Here is a 15,940-nt window from a genome sequence, read left to right as displayed (position 1 = left end):
TCATCACCCTTTCTGGTTTCAACCAGGTTTTTTCTAGATTAACTTCCATTCAAATAATCGGGAACAAATAAAACTAGTTGAGGGAAAAATACCAATATGATGATAAGAATCAACACTGCTAGCAGAAATGGAGCGGCTCCTTTAGAGAACTCTAGTACAGATGTTCTTGTAATGGAGCACACGGCAAACATTGTTACTCCTAATGGCGGCGTCATACCGCCAAGTGTGATGAGGACAATCATTAAAATGCCGAAGTGGACAGGATCAACGCCTGCCTGTTCCACAATTGGCAAAAAAATCGGCGTTAATAACAACGTGTTTGCAGTAGCTTCCATAAATAGTCCTGCTAAAAAGACAATGAACAGCACGATCAATAATAAAAGAGTGGGTTCTGCAGTGATACCGGTAATTAATTCTGAAGCAGTCCTCGGTAAGTTTTCATAAGCAATGACATAACTAAATATCGAAGCAGCAGCGATAATTAACATAATCATACTGTTATCCTGAACAGAGTCATAAATGGCTTTTTTAAAATTTGTCCAGTTCAGTTCTCTGTATATGAATGTACCCACTAACAGAGCATACACAACTGCGACCGCACCGCCTTCCGTAGCAGAGAAAAATCCAAAACGAATTCCAACTAATAAAATAACTGGAAACAGCAATGCCCAGATACAGTCTTTAAAGCTAATCAATAACTCCTTTGCTGTTGGTCTTTCCACCACAATGTCACTATCATAGCCACGCTTTTTAGCTACAATAGATACCGTAAGCATCAGCGTAAAACACATGAGAATACCCGGGACAATACCCGCCATAAAAAGGTCACCAATCGAAACTCCGCCAATAAATCCATACAAGATTAAACCAATGCTTGGCGGTATGGTAGAGGTGATTAATGAACTGACACCTATTACACCGATGGAAAAACCCTTTGAATATCCTCTTTGCACCATGTCCTTGGTTAAAATCCGGCTCTGCATGGCTGCATCGGCGGTGGCTGATCCGGATATCCCTCCTAATAACGTACTTAATACGATAGATACATGCGCTAAACCACCAGCTAAGTGACCCGTTAACAAATTTGAAAATTTGATTAACCGTGAGGTGATACCAGAAACATTAAGAATATGCCCTGCCAACACGAAAAACGGAACAGCTAATAAAGGAAAGGACTGTGTGCCAGTAACAAATTGCTGGATCGCTAACATATTTGTTAAGTCGGATGTCCTGATAAAATAAGTCATAGCAGCTATCCCGATGGCAAATGCTATTGGCATATTGATAAACATTAAAACGAAAAACACGATCAGCATTAAAATCAAGATGACTCCCCCCTTCCAAGGTGACATACTGACCTGGCTGTACTTTTCCTACGTTTTGCTGGAGGCTTTTATTAGATTAATCATTTGGAAGACTCCTGTTATCAGCATAAGGAACGCTCCTACGGGCACAGCAAGAGTGGTATAAAAATAACCAATGGATGTGCCTGATATTATTCTTCCAGTATTAGCAAACGTCATTTCTAAACCGTAATAAACTAACATTGCTAGAAAGAGGACAAGTAACGCATTTACTCCAAATGCTAGATACCTTTGGAATTGTTTAGGAAGCAATTGCGTTACAATATCAATTCCAATGTGTGAATTTCCCCTTAAGGCCTGATTTGCTCCAATAAAAATGAGCCACATAAATATTAACTGTGCCACCCCAACAGACCATCTCGTTGGGCTGTCAAATGCTCTGACTACGACTTCCATAAAGACGAGAGCGACAAGGGAAATAAACAAGGAGATGACAACGAAGCTTTCAATTTTCAAATAACCATTTTTTAAGTTAATGAAAATAGAGTTAGAAGTCATTCTTGAATCACTTCATTCACTTGCTTTCGAGCTTCTTCCAATCCCACAGACTCGTAAGCTTTCTGAGTCATCTTTCTGAATTCTTCCTGATCCACATCATGAAACTCAACGCCCTCTTCTATCATTAATTCTTCATATTCAGCAGATTTCTCTGCTGCTATTTCAGCCGCTGTGTCTCCAGCAGCTTGCGCTTCTTCTATCACTATTTCTTGAAACTCCTCAGGCAGCCCGTTAAACCAATCTGCGCTGGCAACCAATCCTGATACCAATTGAAAATGATTTGTTCTAGCAATGTGATTGATTACTTCATGAAGACTGGACTCATAAATCGCAAGGTTATGAGCTTCTACTCCGTCTATTACTCCCTGTTCTAATCCTGGATAGGCTTCTGTCCAAGGCATCCCACTTGGCGACCCTCCCATGGAAGAAATTGTTTCATCCACAATCTGAGACCCGTTTGTTCGGATGACATTTCCCTTCACATCTTCGATGGTCTCAATTTTATTCGTCGTTGCTAGATTACGTTCTCCCAGCTTCCAATTGAATGAAAGAATTTGTAAGCCCTGCGCTGAGAAGTCATCCACCCATTCTTGATAGAGATCTGATTCTAAGAATTTATCGATCTGCTCATTATTTTGAAACATATATGGAGATTGCAGGACATAAAATTCATTCTTCAAATCTCCAATCTGACCAGCGTCCGTGATAGTTCCTACACTGTTTCCTGTAGAAGCCTGCTCAATTAAATCAGGAACACTGGCCAGCTGATCACTATGATAGGTTTCAATTTTAATAGCACCATCCGTTCTTTCTTCTACTCTTTCTTTAAATTGCTCTATGCCCTCATACTCAGCATTTTGATCATTCTGAGTAATACCTACACGCAGAGTATATTCAGCGTCCCCGGAGGATTCCGCCCCCTCTGTATCATTATCTGAAGAATCATTGGAACCGCAGGCAGCAATGAACATAAGACCACTCATTATGAGAATAAATACACCAAAAGTTTTCATGCTTTTCATTCTTCACAACCCCTTAGTTTTTAAGTTGTTATATCAAGGTTTAACAGACGTACCATCAACTATTCGTGCCAATGTCCATTCCGGCAGTTTTCCATGGGGAGGATATTTTTCCGCTTCATCTTCTCGGAAGTCCAGGCCAAGGCCAGGGATATCGCTTAAATAAGCATAACCATTTTTAATTTCGGGACCGCCTGGAAAGACTTCCTTTAAAGCTTCGTTCATGGGAGTCCATTCCTGTATCCCAAAATTATTACTGCAATAATCTAAATGCAGATTCGCTGCCACTCCTATTGGCGATAGATCTCCTGGACCGTGCCAGGCGGTTCTGACCCCAAATAATTCACCAAAAATTGCCAATTTTCTGGCAGGAGTTATTCCGCCAATAGCACTGACGTGAGCTCTGATAAAATCTATCTGCTGATTAGCAATAAGTGCTTTCCAGTCGTTCGGATGCGAAAATAATTCTCCAAATGCAATGGGGGTGCTGCTCTGCTCTCTAAGCATCTTTAACCATTCCAGCTGTTCTGGAGAAAAGGGGTCTTCAAGATAAAACAAATCATATTTTTCAAGTTTTTTAGCTAATTTAATCGCTTCTATAGCTGGGACTCTTTCATGAATATCGTGAATGAACTCCATGTGAGGTTCTATCGTCCTCCGTAAATGATCAAATAATTCGTCCACGCTTTTCAAATAAGCATCCGCATCGAAGTACTGGCCATCCCGGCGGTTTTCAGGAGGATGTTTCGTAAGTAATCCTTCGGCTCGTTTCATTTTTGTTGTAATCAAACCCGTATCCTCTGTGCCGGCCCCTCCGTACATGCCTAATTGGCAGCGGACGTATTGATATCCCTCTTCCATCGCCGATTTAACACTTTCTTCTACTTCTTCTTTCGTGGCCCCATCCGTGTGACAGTATAAAGCGATTCCGTCTCGTGATTTCCCGCCTAATAAATCATACACAGGCATATCTGCCAGCTTCCCTTTTATATCCCATAAAGCCATATCTATTCCTGACAAAGCGTTATTCATCACCGGGCCATTTCTCCAGTAACCGCTTACATTCATCGTCTGCCATAAATCCTCAATATCTGCAGGATCCTTCCCAAGAAGAAATGGTTTTAGATAGTCTTCAATGGCATGTTTTACTGCATAAATCCGCTGTGTAAAGGTAGCACAACCGAGACCGGTTAAGCCTTCTTTATTTGTTTTAATCCGCACTACCACCAAATCTATATTATTTGGTGCCGTCAAAAAAACTTCCACATCTTCAATTATCAATTTACTCATTGTTCAGCCCCTTCCTTTCTTCCTTTTTATCTACCTAACCATCCCCCATCTACAGCTAAAAGGTGACCATGAACATACTCTGAAGCGGAAGATGCTAAAAATAATGCCGGGCCGATAAAATCCTCCGGCGCCCCCCATCGATCTGCTGGAATTCTCTCTAAAATCTGACGGCTCCTAACGGGGTCATTAATAAGAGCATCATTCATATCTGTCGCAATGTAGCCGGGAACAATAGCGTTTACGTTCACACCCTTTGAAGACCATTCATTTGCTAACGCTTTGGTTAATTGGCCGACAGCTCCTTTAGCAGAGGTGTATGCAGGAACCGTAATGCCACCCTGGAAAGATACTAAAGACGCAATATTAATTATTTTTCCGCTGTTTTTAGCGGTCATTACTTTTCCTGCTTCCTGGCAAAGAATCCAAACGGCTTTTAGATTAATATTGAGCACTTCATCCCAATCACTTTCGGGAAATTCCACCGCGGGGTGTCTTCTCTGCACTCCCGCATTGTTTACTAAGATATCTACTGTACCAAACTTTTCAACTACCTTAGGAATTACTTCTCTTACCTCTTCCGGCTTACTTAAATCACAATTAAATATCTTACAAGGTACGCCATATTGTTCTACTTCTCTCTTTGTCTCATCGTTTTCAGATCGTTGAATTAACGCGAGAGACGCTCCAGCTTCTGCTAATCCTAAAGCGATGGCTTTTCCAATTCCCCTGGTGGTTCCCGTTACAACAGCTACCTTATTTTCTAATTCATTTGTACGAAACATTGATCTACTCCCTCTTTTAAAATTGAAATAAAACTTTCATCGATACATTCGTGTCCTTCATTAATTGAAATCCTTCCTCAAATTTATCAATCGATAAAGTATGAGAAATAATACTGGTTACATCAATTTCATTTTGTTCTAATACTTTCAGCGCTTTTTGAAAGTCATCTCCTTCAAAACAACGGGTCGTTTTCAAAGATATTTCTCTAAAGTGCATTTGCGCTAAATTCATTTTTGGAGGGTTTTTGAAGACACTTACTAATAATATTTCTCCCTGCGGTTTAATCGCCTCTATCATTTGATCAGCCGTACTCTGCGTGCCGGCTACTTCAAACACTACATCCGCTCCCACGCCATTCGTTACCTTCTTAGTCGTGTCCACTATATTTTCATTTTGCGCATTTATGGTTGTCATCCCATGTTCTTCTGCAACCTTTAACCGATGCTCACTAATATCCGAAATGATTACTCTTGACGCTCCCGCTTTCTGAGCAAGCAACCCTATTAATATTCCAATCGGTCCTGCGCCTAGTATAACTACTACATCGCCAAAGCGAAGACTGGATTTTCTGATAGTATGAATAGCAACTGCCAGCGGTTCTGTCAGAGCACCTTTCTCATTGGATATAGACGGACTCAATACATACAGGTTATCCACCGGAACCTTTACATACTGGGCAAATCCCCCATTCTTATCTATTCCTAAATACCGCAGATTCGAGCAAATATGATTCTGACCATTTTTACATGCGTAGCACTCCCCGCAAGAAATTAATGGATTGATTGCTACTCGATCACCTGGCTTTAAATGAGCGTTATCATTAATTTTATCGATAACCCCTGAAAATTCATGCCCCATGACCAGCGGAGGAAGCACTCTAGGGTGCAGGCCAGAGTAAATCATCATATCTGTCCCGCAGATTCCCGCATAAGAGACTTTAATGAGAGCTTCATTTTCTTTATGTGTAGGCTCTGGTAGTTGACTGACTTCTACTGTTTTCTCTCCTCTATACACTCCTGCTTTCATTACTACTTCTCCTTTTTAACCACTCCATTATTTGTAAAAACACTTTCACTCACTGTTTTTCTCGTATCAATAAAGTGGGTCTTTAGATGATGTTCTATTAATCCGGCATCTTCTTCCAGGATGGCTTCTACTATTTCTAAATGCTTTTGAACAAGGAATTCTTGATAACCTTGTTCATCTGAAGAGAACCTTTTTTCCGTCGCCATTAATAAGGCTGTAATAATCAGCTTCTCAATGCTCTTCCATATATGAATAATTCGGTTATGCTCGCTGGCTTTGATGATGGCTTCATGAAAGGCAATATCTAAGAAGGAAAGCTCCTCGGCATTCTTTTGATCAATTGCAATTTTCATTTTTTCAACTGTGAATTCTAAAAATGCGATAAGTGAGTTGTCTTTTTTCTTGGCACATTCAATCATCGCAAACCTTTCGAGCATAAATCGTATATCATTTAGTTCTTCAATATCCTTCTGAGATAAGCCAATCACTTCTGCTCCAAGCCTTTTTAAAGTAATCAGTCCTTCATTTTGTAAAATCCGCATAGCTTCTCTGGAAGGAGAGCGACTGCTTTGATACTGGCTGGCAATTGAATTCTCTGAAACTGTGCTGCCTGGTTTTAAACTCCCAGAAATAATCTCAAAGCGCATTAAATCAGCTATTTCTTCCCCCTTTGAAGAAGAGTTCATTCGTTCAATTGGAAAACGCATTTTTCACCTCCGTATAAACTGTTTATATTTTATGATGTATACGTTGTATACAACGTATACAACTAATTGTTTTATATCTTACATGATTTCACCTTTTATGTAAACGCTTTTTTATATTTTAACGGTGAATCTATCTCTTTCAAGCGGAGCCCTATTAAATTAAGTTGGCTGGAGCAACAGTACAATCTCATTCTTTTAGGTCCTCCTGGCATCGGAATAACATATATCGCAATTGGGCTTGGACTCGAGGCTGTTTACAAAGGGTTCAATGTTTATTTCGCCACAATGGGCTAACTTGTGCAGCTTCTAAAATCAGAAGAATACCTGAACAAATCTAAAGTGCAGCTGAAAAGAATCAGAAATGCCGACCTGGTGCTCATTGATGATTTAATGTATATGGCTATGGATCAAAGAGAAGCTAACCTATTCTTTCATTTGAATAATCATTTATACGAACGAAGTTCGATTATCCTGACATCAAATAAGAGTCCAGATGAATGGGGCAATTTAATCGGAGACCAAGGAATCACCACAGCAATTTTAGACCGTTTACTTCATCGGGTAGAGGTGATCCATGGAGACGAAGAAGAGGAAAGTTATCGGATGAAAAACCGAAAGAGCATTTTTTCAGAAGAAGTGTAAAAAGGAAACGAGCAAAAAGTGTAAAATTCAACTTGACGTCTACACTTTTAACCCACAAGAGGAATTTGACGAAAAAGACTATCCTTTTATTTACAAAAAACCTCATCCTAAAACATTAGCTGGGTTAGCAGAACACACAGATGCAATTGAGATGTGGAAGCACCGTCTGTTATTTCTACCCCAGCTTGCAGCAATTCCCATTTTAAGTCATCATTGCCTAAAACAAAGGCCTTTTATCCCTCCAATGATCTACATTATACTTGGTGTGAGAGGTCGGGGGTTAATCACCCCCTCCTACTCGATTTTTAAATCAAAGTGACTATTTCCACCGGTCCATGATCATCACAATGGTTATCATGAACATGATGTAATCTCCCGTTCACTAAATAATCCATATGGTCTCCATGCGGCACCATTTCATGGCCGCATTCTTCTGTATGAGAACACCCGCAAGACACTGGTTTGCACTCTTCTGGATTTATATCTGTCACTGGAATTGTGCACTCATCCCAATGATCTTCATGCTTATGGTGCAGATGACCATTATGGACGTAATCAATGTGATCATTGTGTCGAATTTTGGTATGCCCACATGCGATACTGTGTTCATGAGAATGATCTTCATGTACTTGATGGTTAGTTTGTTTCAAACTAATCCCTCCTTTACATTATTCATTCCCATTAATAGTACGATTCAACCCAACCTATTGAGGGGAGAACTATCCATTTATTGGTTCTTTATTATGCGATGGATGATGTAGTTAATCTGTTAATTTTTTGAGTGCAGGATATATATACGGATCAGATGGTTCTGAGATGACCTTCCCCCGCTCCGCTTTGATGACCGGGAGATCACTTCCATTATAGGGAACGACAGCAAGCGTTCCTTCCAACTCCAACCATGTATCGGATGGAAATGATTCCGCCTCATCAAATTCTGTTAAGAAACCAATCGTCACCGCATCTGCTACACAGTGAGTGATAATAAACCTAGTTAGGACAAGTTGGTTCGAAGACAGTCCTTCCTCTCGGTACACAAATCCGGTAATTTTTATCTTTTTGCCTGTAAAATTATATGGAGTGGCACGAATGCTCTCGTAATAAGAAGAAAATATATCCTCCTGCATATCAATTACGTTAGCTTGATTTAAATGATTCATTCTCTCTTCATGTTCTTCAGCCATAAAATAATTGTCATTAGGTTGTGGTTCTTGATCATGAAGTGTATTCGATTGTTCCAGCACTGTATTTTCCTCATACTTGCCACTGCCTGATAACACACTCCCTTTGTTATCTGCGAGAGATGCATCCAAAACCTTAGGGGTGAGGATAAATGCTGCAATTAACGGAAACAGTAAAATAGAATAACTAAATGAATTTCTAAAGATGTGCTGATCAACGCTATGATGGTGATCATGAGAACAATTAGTGGAACAAGCTTCTCCTGGTTTTTCTTCTATCCATACTCTTGAGAGTTGAATAAACGTAAGAATGACGAGAAGTCCCGCCCCCATTTGACTCATCGCATAATATTTAGGATTTACAAATTTTGATATATCCCCTGAATAATGCAAATCTAGAAAGAAAGCAGCAAACAAGGCTAATATGAACGCACGCAGGAAATGCTGAAAATGAAAATGTATCGTTATCAACCCCTTATATTATTGTAGTGAGATGCACACTGATAAATACGATGATCGTTATGAAGAAAAACAAGACCAATACAAACCTTGCATTAAACACACTTAATAACATAATCGTATTTTTCAAATCAATCATCGGACCATAAATCAAAAAAGCGAGTATGGAAGAAGTTGGAAATACATTACGAAATGAAGCACCAATAAAAGCATCTGCCTCGGAACATAAACTTAACAGATAAGCTAACCCCATCATCACCATAGTTGAGGCAACAATCCCTTCTCCAAAAATAAAAAGGGACTCTGCCGATACATAGGTTTGGAGAAAAGCCGCTATAAACGCTCCGATAATTAAATATTTCCCAAGGTCAATAAACTCATCGATGGCATGTTTTAGCATTTCTGATAATTTTCTGGAGAAAGTTAACTTTTCTATTGAATGGGAATGGCCAGAACGCGCCGATAATAACTTTTGCTTTAATTGATTGGATCGGTAAAAGAAGCTGATTAACAGTGCAATAATACACGCGGCAACAAATCCTATTCCCATTCGCATAGCTGCAATGTTCCAATCATTTCCAAATGCCATGTACGTGGACATAATTACGATTGGGTTGATCAACGGCCCAGTTAATAAAAATCCAATACCAGCATAAATAGGAACCCCTTTTTGAATGAGACGCCGTACAATAGGTACAATACCGCATTCGCAAGCAGGAAAAATACCTCCCACAATGCAGCTCATGACTACTGCCAATACTTTATTTCGAGGAATGCAGCGTCGAATTTGTTCCTCGCTGATAAAAATTTGAATAAACCCAGCAATCACGACTCCAATAAGAACAAAAGGAATTGCTTCAATTAAAATGCTCAAAAAAATGGTATTTAATTGCCGAAAGGAATCCGGCACCTCCATCAGCACCGTTTCTCCGAGTAAATTATTAAAATAAATAAAATATATAACAAGTCCAATGACGATAAGTCCGGTGACATCATTTAAATATGTATGGATCAACCGCATACTGCGTATTCCCTCCCAGTACATACAAATCGTAATTGTTCTTTTTAATAGATATGCTTGTTTTCCTAAAGTATGTGTCGTTTGGGCAGCAGATTTAATATGAATTAAAGAAAAACGCAGGTTTTCTTTAAATTGTTGAGTAATGATTGATCAATATTCCATTCCTGATCAGGTGCATGGTATTTCTGTAATTCAGCCACTGATATTACTGAAAAAACTACCACCCACTAAGTTTAGATTTCTTCAGTCTACAAAAATAGAGAGTCCAAGATTTTTTATAAATCTTGGACTCTCCTGGTGAATTAATAGAGAGAACAGAATGTGAATGTTCTCTCTGTATGACATAAACGATTATAGATAATTAGTGTGCGGTCATCTCATTAACGATTTCCTCAGAATCTAACTCAGATGGATAATAAGTAGGCCAATGTGTCACTTCTTCCAACAGTTCTTTTCGGTCATCGCCCCAATATAAGTGGAAATGATGCGATTCCTCCGGTGAAATGATATGGTCACTAAACTGAATATACTGAGGCATTTCTTCATTATCCTCTGTTAACTCAAATACATATCTTACTCCCTTGTTACCGGCTTCATACGTTAGAATTTCGTATCCATCATACTTATACTCACCTGAACTCTCTTCCCCATTTTCAAAGAAGGTGACCGTATTCCCTTCAATAACGATTCGTTCAGTTTCTGTTTCATAGCCTTCTTCATAGTATTCTTTATATTCTTCCTCGGTCATGTCTTCATCATCTTGAGCCTTTTGTTTAAACACTTCATCCAAGTCTCCATCCTGTAAATATGGATAGACCGATTGCCAGTCTCCTTCCCAATCAGACAATTCCCGATCCTCTACCTCATCGTCTTCAAAATAGCCATCATATATACGTTGGCTGTCTTCATCATCTCCATGACCATGATCATCAATCACAATTTTTGCAGGGGATGATTGAGCATAAGCTTCATGATCATCTCCAAAAAGAACCGCTTTAATTTCCTGCCCGTCTATTGATGCTTCTCCAGTAAACTCACTATTCTCCTGATCTGGTACCGTCTCCCATTCGTCATCTTCATTATCTCTTATGTACCAGTGCCAATGGTCATTATCAGTTTCTTCATTTAATTCAGCTGTAAGGTTCACTGTGTCCCCTGTATGATAATGATCCGCCAGCCCTTGGATATCAATATCTTCCGGAGCGTCATGATCATTACCATTGCTGTGCTCATGATCGTGCTCCTCCTCCTCATGATCATGACTATTCTCTTCTTCACCACCGCTGTCAGCAGTTTGATCTTGTCCATCCTCAGCAGCATCTTGTTCTGTTTCAGAGTCCTGGCATGCTGCGAGTACTGTACTAATCATTAAAACACTTGCCCATTTAACCATAGATTTTTTTATAAACAACGATAAACAACACCTTTCTATAAAACGTAATTATTACGATTTAAATTCAATTATATAAATCCTTATAAGAAAAGTAAATACTTATTTTTGAACAAAAACAATTTTTTATTTTTCTATCGTCTGAAGATTGAAAAAAACAGCCAGAGATTGGCTGCCTCACATTTCACCTTCTCTATGACAGTGAGCGGAATAAGGTAACCGGACACTTTTTCTTCTCGAATCGAATGAGCTAAACGGAGTACATCCTCAAAGTTCTCTTGAATAATCTTTGTGTTAATGCGTCCACGAAGTAATTTTTCTAGGTCAGGAAAATCACTTGGTTTTTGAATTGTGTGTAGTTTAGAATCGCCTAAGTCACGAAGCCTTGGCCTTCAAATTGATGGTTTTCTGAACACTATTCTATAAATTTATTTTAAAACTAATACTTCTTGCGTAATCAACAAAGATATACTAATATGACTATAGGTCAAAAATGACCATAGGTCAAAAAAGGTGGTTTTTGTTAATGTCGCAAAGAATGGACAAAATATTTCATGAAAGAAATAAAACAATCCTAAATAATGCAGAAACATTATTTAAATTAAAAGGTTTCGATAAAGTAACTATGAATGACATAGCGAAAGAATCAGATGTCGCAAAAGGCACTTTATATTTGCATTTTAAATCTAAAGAGGAACTACTTTTTAACATTTTGAAACCTAAATTGAAAGAATTTAATCATAAGGTAGAACTAATAAACAAAAACCAAAATCTTACAAGAGATAAAATAAAAAAAATAATAATTTATGGATTTGACAGTGACTTTTTTGACTTTACTAAGGATCATTTTCTTTATATGCATAAGTTATTTAATGTGCAATATCACCATGAATTAAATTCAATTGTCGATAAGGTCATAAGTAATTTTTCGTTAATAATACAAGAAGGTAAGGAAAAAAACGATATAAAATCTTCTCTACCTAATAACTATTTATCACATCAATTGCTGCACATTTTTGACCCTCAAATTTACTTTAGTTTAGTTGAAAATGAAAAAAGCACAAAAGAAAATTTTGTTCGCAATACGATTACTTTTTATTTAAATGTATTAAGTTTAGCTAATAAAGGAGAGTAATATAATGGATCTACAATTAAAGAATAAAAATGCACTTATTACTGGTTCAACTAAAGGGATAGGAAAGGCAATAGCTTTCGAACTTGCAAAAGAGGGTGTGGATGTTTTAGTCAACGGTAGAAACAATAAAGAAGTAGAAATTGTTGTTAATGACATAAAGAAAATATATCCAGAAACTAATCCTCAAAATGCTTCTGGTAATCTATTGAACAGAGATGAAAGAGAAAATATATACAATAATCATCCTAATGTAGATATTCTTGTGAATAATTTAGGAGTATACGAAATGATGACTTATGAAAAAGTCAATGATGAAGTTTGGAAGAAATATTTTGACACAAATTTTCTTGTTGCTGATAACATGTCAAGATTTTATATAGATAAAATGCTAAATAAAAACTTTGGCAGAATTATTTTTATTGCTAGTGAAGAAGCTGTTATGCCTTCAGGAAATATGCCACAGTATGCTGTGACTAAATCAATGATTTTATCTTTATCAAAATCATTATCATTTTTAACCAAGGGCAAAGAAGTCACAATTAATACCATTTTGCCCGGGCCTACATTGTCGGAGAATGTCGAAAATATACTCAAAGACATGTATAGTAATTCTAGTAAATCTTTCGAACAAATTGAAAAGGACTTTGTATTGTCTAATTTACCTGATTCACATATTGAAAGGTTTATTCGTCCTTTCGAGATAGGAAGAATGATTGCATTTGTAAGCAGCCCACATTCGGGTGCTATAAAAGGTACAGCAGTTCGAATGGACGGTGGTTTAATTCCTACTATTTATTAAAACAATAATAAATGAAGCTGATTATAGTAAAATGAGTAGCAAAACATTTTGCTACTCATTTTGCCATTTGTAATTCCGCATTTTCTAACGTTACCCCAATAATAAAAAAAGCCAAAGATTCCTTAGCATAGGAAACTCGGCTTTGTTTATGTCAAAATTTGCTTAGTGTATGTTTTCCGCGGTTTGTTGGTAGGACCCCTAAGTAGAGAGATACTCTTTCATACTGTAGATCATGGTGGGATACGTCCCTTATTAATGGCATGTGTTTTCGTTACCATTGTTTTCATTGTTAATAAATTAATTCCTCAATCTTATGATGATTAACTTTCTATACTTCGGGCTACCACTTCAGATTACCATGTTTTCACTTTTTACAACGAAAAAATAAAGCAGGAAAGGACCCTGCCCCTCCCTGCTTATTAATCCCAATATTTAATAGCTTTCTTTTTATCTTCTTTCATTTACAATCTCATCAATGGTGGTTTCTACTTCTGTTCTCGACATCTTTTCTCTGCCGCTTTTAAGGGCGTTAATAGTTTTTTTAGCGAGTGTTAATGGTATTTTACAAAATAAAATAATACTTCTATTGTCAAGATCTTTCATGTATTCCTCGCCTAATGCAAGATTGTTTTCTGCATATGTAAACAGGTCCTGCTCGCTCCAACCATCAGGGAGGAATGACACACCGCGTTCATCATCCTCCTGCTGATTTCGGAGCATATTGACCGCTTGTAATCCTCGTCCATAAGCTACAGCAAGCTCTCTGTTCGTTTTGTTACCGGCAATCTGCTCCCAGATATCCGAAAGCATAACCCCTACTAATCCAGCTACATAGTATGTATAATCATCGAGATCTTCTCTATTTTTAATCTCCCAATTCTTTTGTGCCCAATACGCCATCCCATCAGCCATCGTGCTTGTGGAAGCTTTTACGTTTTCCACTGCTTCGTCAGGACAAAGTGAGATCCAATCGCCTAGCCTCCAGGTAACTTCAGGAAGCTCTTTTTTGTAAGGCTCAAGCAGAGCATGGTATGCTTCATTATTGAATGGCCCGTTTAAGAATTCACTCGCCGAGCGCAACAAATAATACTTTGTACGTAAATCCAGTGATTGGTGGTCTTCTATTTCGTCCATGGCTCTCATACATAGATATGCTGAGGCGACTGTTTTTTTAAGTTTTGGTTCCAGCAGGGTTATTGGAATATAAAATGTTCTGCTCGTCAGCTTCAACATTTTCATAGCATCTTTATGTAAATTCTTTTCCATCCTCAACACATGCTCCTCCTTCATTAACCAGCTGTTCTATGATTATTATATTTTAATACATTTCCAATTACAGTTCACTGTTTCACCTATATTTTACACACTTAAACATAACAATAATCACCTATAGTTTATCAATAGTTGGTGTAAGAAGCTGTTCTTTAAAGCAGAAAGTGGCTATCGCACGAGAAAAATAACAATAAATTCCAATAAAGTTTAGCATAGCATGGAAAAAAGCACCCTTATATGGATGCCTTCGAAAATACTTTACTTTTTAATGTCAGCTGCTCCAGCAGCTTTCTTTTTGGTTGCACTCCTATTCCAAAGCCATCAGGTACAGGAATACCCCCTTCTTTCATTTCAAACGAAGGTTCAATAATATCCTCTTCCCAGTAATGGGAGGAAGGGGCTGTATCTCCAGGAAGAATAAAATTCTCCAGGGTCGTTAATGCAATATTATGGGCACGCCCAATGCCGCTCTCTAACATGCCCCCGCACCAGACAGGAATATTTCTTGATTTACAAAAATCATGAATTTTTTTAGACTCAGTTAACCCGCCGACACGGCCGATTTTCAAATTAATTATGCGACAGCTTCCCAGCTCGACTGCTTTTCGTGCATCTTCCGCAGAATGAATACTTTCGTCAAGACAAATGGGAGTCTGCAGCTGTTCCTGCAGTCTGGCATGATCGACAATGTCGTCATGAGCAAATGGCTGTTCAATCATCATTAAGTTAAAATCATCCAGCTTTTTCAAATGATCGATATCCTTTAACGTATAAGCACAGTTTGCATCCGCCATCAGTTCAATGTCAGGAAAGGCTTCTCTAACAGCTGCTAATATATTTACATCCCATTTCGGCTTAATTTTAATTTTTACCCTCTGGTAGCCTTGATTTAACGAAAGCTTGATTTGATCGAGCATTTCCGATACAGAGGCTTGAATTCCAACGCTTATGCCAACATCAATATGCTTTTTCTTCCCTCCCAGCGCTTTTGCAAGCGGCACTTTTTGTTCCTTCGCATATAAGTCCCATATCGCACATTCGAGAGCTGCTTTTGCGTTAAAGTTACCGCGTATCTTCTTGAATCGTTCGGTGACTTTAACTGGATGAGAGATATTTTCTTTAAATAATAATGGAATTAAAAAATCACTTATAATGTGCCAATTTGTTGTTATTGTTTCCTCATTGTATATTGGATCAGTTATGGAGACCGATTCACCCCATCCTGATTCACCGTTTACTGATTGAATTTCTACTATAATAATCTCTTTATCTTTTTCCGTTCCAACACTCGTAGTAAATGGATGCAGAAGATCCATTTTAATGTGCCTGAGAATTATGTTATTTATCTCCATTG

At 38.1% G+C, this 15,940-nt stretch carries 15 protein-coding genes and 2 pseudogenes; 3 read left to right on the top strand and 14 right to left on the bottom strand.

Annotated elements, in window-relative coordinates:
- Nucleotides 1–38: 38 nt before the first annotated feature.
- From ACE4RR_RS11560 to ACE4RR_RS11530, 7 genes are read right to left on the bottom strand one after another with little or no spacing between them, the layout of a single operon-like run.
- Nucleotides 39–1,316, bottom strand: a complete 1,278-nt coding sequence (locus ACE4RR_RS11560; protein WP_375535611.1) for a TRAP transporter large permease — start codon at nucleotides 1,314–1,316, stop codon at nucleotides 39–41.
- Nucleotides 1,317–1,373: 57 nt separating this feature from the next.
- The gene (locus tag ACE4RR_RS11555; RefSeq protein WP_375535575.1) at nucleotides 1,374–1,862 is read right to left on the bottom strand and encodes a TRAP transporter small permease; all 489 of its coding nucleotides are present in this window, start codon (nucleotides 1,860–1,862) and stop codon (nucleotides 1,374–1,376) included.
- A complete protein-coding gene (locus tag ACE4RR_RS11550) occupies nucleotides 1,859–2,884 on the bottom strand; it encodes a C4-dicarboxylate TRAP transporter substrate-binding protein (protein ID WP_375535574.1) in 1,026 nt (341 codons plus the stop codon). The genes ACE4RR_RS11555 and ACE4RR_RS11550 overlap by 4 nt, the downstream gene beginning before the upstream one ends.
- Nucleotides 2,885–2,917: 33 nt before the next feature.
- A complete protein-coding gene (locus ACE4RR_RS11545; protein ID WP_375535573.1) occupies nucleotides 2,918–4,171 on the bottom strand; it encodes an enolase C-terminal domain-like protein in 1,254 nt (417 codons plus the stop codon).
- 26 nt (nucleotides 4,172–4,197) lie between these two features.
- Nucleotides 4,198–4,953 carry an SDR family oxidoreductase gene (locus ACE4RR_RS11540; RefSeq protein WP_375535572.1) on the bottom strand — a complete coding sequence of 252 codons (756 nt, stop codon included), beginning with the start codon at nucleotides 4,951–4,953 and terminating at the stop codon, nucleotides 4,198–4,200.
- A gap of 16 nt (nucleotides 4,954–4,969) precedes the next feature.
- Nucleotides 4,970–5,980 (bottom strand): zinc-dependent alcohol dehydrogenase, encoded by a 1,011-nt coding sequence (locus ACE4RR_RS11535; RefSeq protein WP_375535571.1) that lies wholly within the window; start codon nucleotides 5,978–5,980, stop codon nucleotides 4,970–4,972.
- A 2-nt stretch (nucleotides 5,981–5,982) separates the two neighbouring features.
- Entirely contained in the window at nucleotides 5,983–6,687 is a 705-nt protein-coding gene (locus tag ACE4RR_RS11530; protein WP_375535570.1) for a GntR family transcriptional regulator, read from the bottom strand.
- 156 nt (nucleotides 6,688–6,843) lie between these two features.
- Here ACE4RR_RS11530 and ACE4RR_RS11525 point away from each other — a divergent pair.
- A pseudogene (locus ACE4RR_RS11525) lies at nucleotides 6,844–7,329 on the top strand (ATP-binding protein); the annotation flags it as partial.
- A gap of 305 nt (nucleotides 7,330–7,634) precedes the next feature.
- Here the strand turns inward: ACE4RR_RS11525 and ACE4RR_RS11520 are convergent.
- The 5 genes and pseudogenes from ACE4RR_RS11520 to ACE4RR_RS11500 form a co-directional block, all read right to left on the bottom strand.
- A complete protein-coding gene (locus tag ACE4RR_RS11520) occupies nucleotides 7,635–7,979 on the bottom strand; it encodes a hypothetical protein (protein ID WP_375535569.1) in 345 nt (114 codons plus the stop codon).
- Nucleotides 7,980–8,090: 111 nt separating this feature from the next.
- Nucleotides 8,091–8,981: a TIGR03943 family putative permease subunit gene (locus tag ACE4RR_RS11515; RefSeq protein WP_375535568.1), complete on the bottom strand. Its 891-nt coding sequence runs from the start codon at nucleotides 8,979–8,981 to the stop codon at nucleotides 8,091–8,093.
- A gap of 4 nt (nucleotides 8,982–8,985) precedes the next feature.
- Nucleotides 8,986–9,990 carry a permease gene (locus tag ACE4RR_RS11510; protein ID WP_375535567.1) on the bottom strand — a complete coding sequence of 335 codons (1,005 nt, stop codon included), beginning with the start codon at nucleotides 9,988–9,990 and terminating at the stop codon, nucleotides 8,986–8,988.
- A gap of 361 nt (nucleotides 9,991–10,351) precedes the next feature.
- Entirely contained in the window at nucleotides 10,352–11,401 is a 1,050-nt protein-coding gene (locus tag ACE4RR_RS11505; RefSeq protein ID WP_375535566.1) for a ZinT family metal-binding protein, read from the bottom strand.
- Between the two features lie 188 nt (nucleotides 11,402–11,589).
- A pseudogene (locus ACE4RR_RS11500) lies at nucleotides 11,590–11,769 on the bottom strand (Tn3 family transposase); the annotation flags it as partial.
- Nucleotides 11,770–11,906: 137 nt separating this feature from the next.
- Between ACE4RR_RS11500 and ACE4RR_RS11495 the strand changes: the two are divergent.
- The gene (locus ACE4RR_RS11495; protein WP_375535565.1) at nucleotides 11,907–12,515 is read left to right on the top strand and encodes a TetR/AcrR family transcriptional regulator; all 609 of its coding nucleotides are present in this window, start codon (nucleotides 11,907–11,909) and stop codon (nucleotides 12,513–12,515) included.
- Nucleotides 12,516–12,519: 4 nt separating this feature from the next.
- A complete protein-coding gene (locus tag ACE4RR_RS11490; protein WP_375535564.1) occupies nucleotides 12,520–13,314 on the top strand; it encodes an SDR family NAD(P)-dependent oxidoreductase in 795 nt (264 codons plus the stop codon).
- A gap of 447 nt (nucleotides 13,315–13,761) precedes the next feature.
- Here ACE4RR_RS11490 and ACE4RR_RS11485 read toward each other — a convergent pair whose 3' ends face one another.
- On the bottom strand, nucleotides 13,762–14,580 hold the full coding sequence (locus tag ACE4RR_RS11485; protein WP_375535563.1) for a squalene/phytoene synthase family protein: 819 nt from the start codon (nucleotides 14,578–14,580) through the stop codon (nucleotides 13,762–13,764).
- Nucleotides 14,581–14,819: 239 nt separating this feature from the next.
- The gene (menC, locus tag ACE4RR_RS11480; protein WP_375535562.1) at nucleotides 14,820–15,938 is read right to left on the bottom strand and encodes an o-succinylbenzoate synthase; all 1,119 of its coding nucleotides are present in this window, start codon (nucleotides 15,936–15,938) and stop codon (nucleotides 14,820–14,822) included.
- Between the last annotated feature and the right edge of the window lie 2 nt (nucleotides 15,939–15,940).

The sequence above is a fragment of the Alteribacillus sp. HJP-4 genome, from assembly GCF_042139015.1.
Taxonomy (GTDB): Bacteria; Bacillota; Bacilli; order Bacillales; family Marinococcaceae; genus JBHIKY01.
The sequence above is the reverse complement of the archived record's forward strand: the minus strand, read 5'-3'. Positions and strand labels throughout refer to the sequence as shown.

Excerpts from the sequence above, each read along its gene's own strand:
- ACE4RR_RS11560 (WP_375535611.1), bottom strand. The coding sequence starts at position 1,316 with ATGCTGATCGTGTTTTTCGTTTTAATGTTTATCAATATGCCAATAGCA.
- ACE4RR_RS11555 (WP_375535575.1), bottom strand. The coding sequence starts at position 1,862 with ATGACTTCTAACTCTATTTTCATTAACTTAAAAAATGGTTATTTGAAA.
- ACE4RR_RS11550 (WP_375535574.1), bottom strand. The coding sequence starts at position 2,884 with ATGAAAAGCATGAAAACTTTTGGTGTATTTATTCTCATAATGAGTGGT.
- ACE4RR_RS11545 (WP_375535573.1), bottom strand. The coding sequence starts at position 4,171 with ATGAGTAAATTGATAATTGAAGATGTGGAAGTTTTTTTGACGGCACCA.
- ACE4RR_RS11540 (WP_375535572.1), bottom strand. The coding sequence starts at position 4,953 with ATGTTTCGTACAAATGAATTAGAAAATAAGGTAGCTGTTGTAACGGGA.
- ACE4RR_RS11535 (WP_375535571.1), bottom strand. The coding sequence starts at position 5,980 with ATGAAAGCAGGAGTGTATAGAGGAGAGAAAACAGTAGAAGTCAGTCAA.
- ACE4RR_RS11530 (WP_375535570.1), bottom strand. The coding sequence starts at position 6,687 with ATGCGTTTTCCAATTGAACGAATGAACTCTTCTTCAAAGGGGGAAGAA.
- ACE4RR_RS11510 (WP_375535567.1), bottom strand. The coding sequence starts at position 9,990 with ATGCGGTTGATCCATACATATTTAAATGATGTCACCGGACTTATCGTC.
- ACE4RR_RS11495 (WP_375535565.1), top strand. The coding sequence starts at position 11,907 with ATGTCGCAAAGAATGGACAAAATATTTCATGAAAGAAATAAAACAATC.
- ACE4RR_RS11490 (WP_375535564.1), top strand. The coding sequence starts at position 12,520 with ATGGATCTACAATTAAAGAATAAAAATGCACTTATTACTGGTTCAACT.
- ACE4RR_RS11485 (WP_375535563.1), bottom strand. The coding sequence starts at position 14,580 with ATGGAAAAGAATTTACATAAAGATGCTATGAAAATGTTGAAGCTGACG.
- menC (WP_375535562.1), bottom strand. The coding sequence starts at position 15,938 with ATGGAGATAAATAACATAATTCTCAGGCACATTAAAATGGATCTTCTG.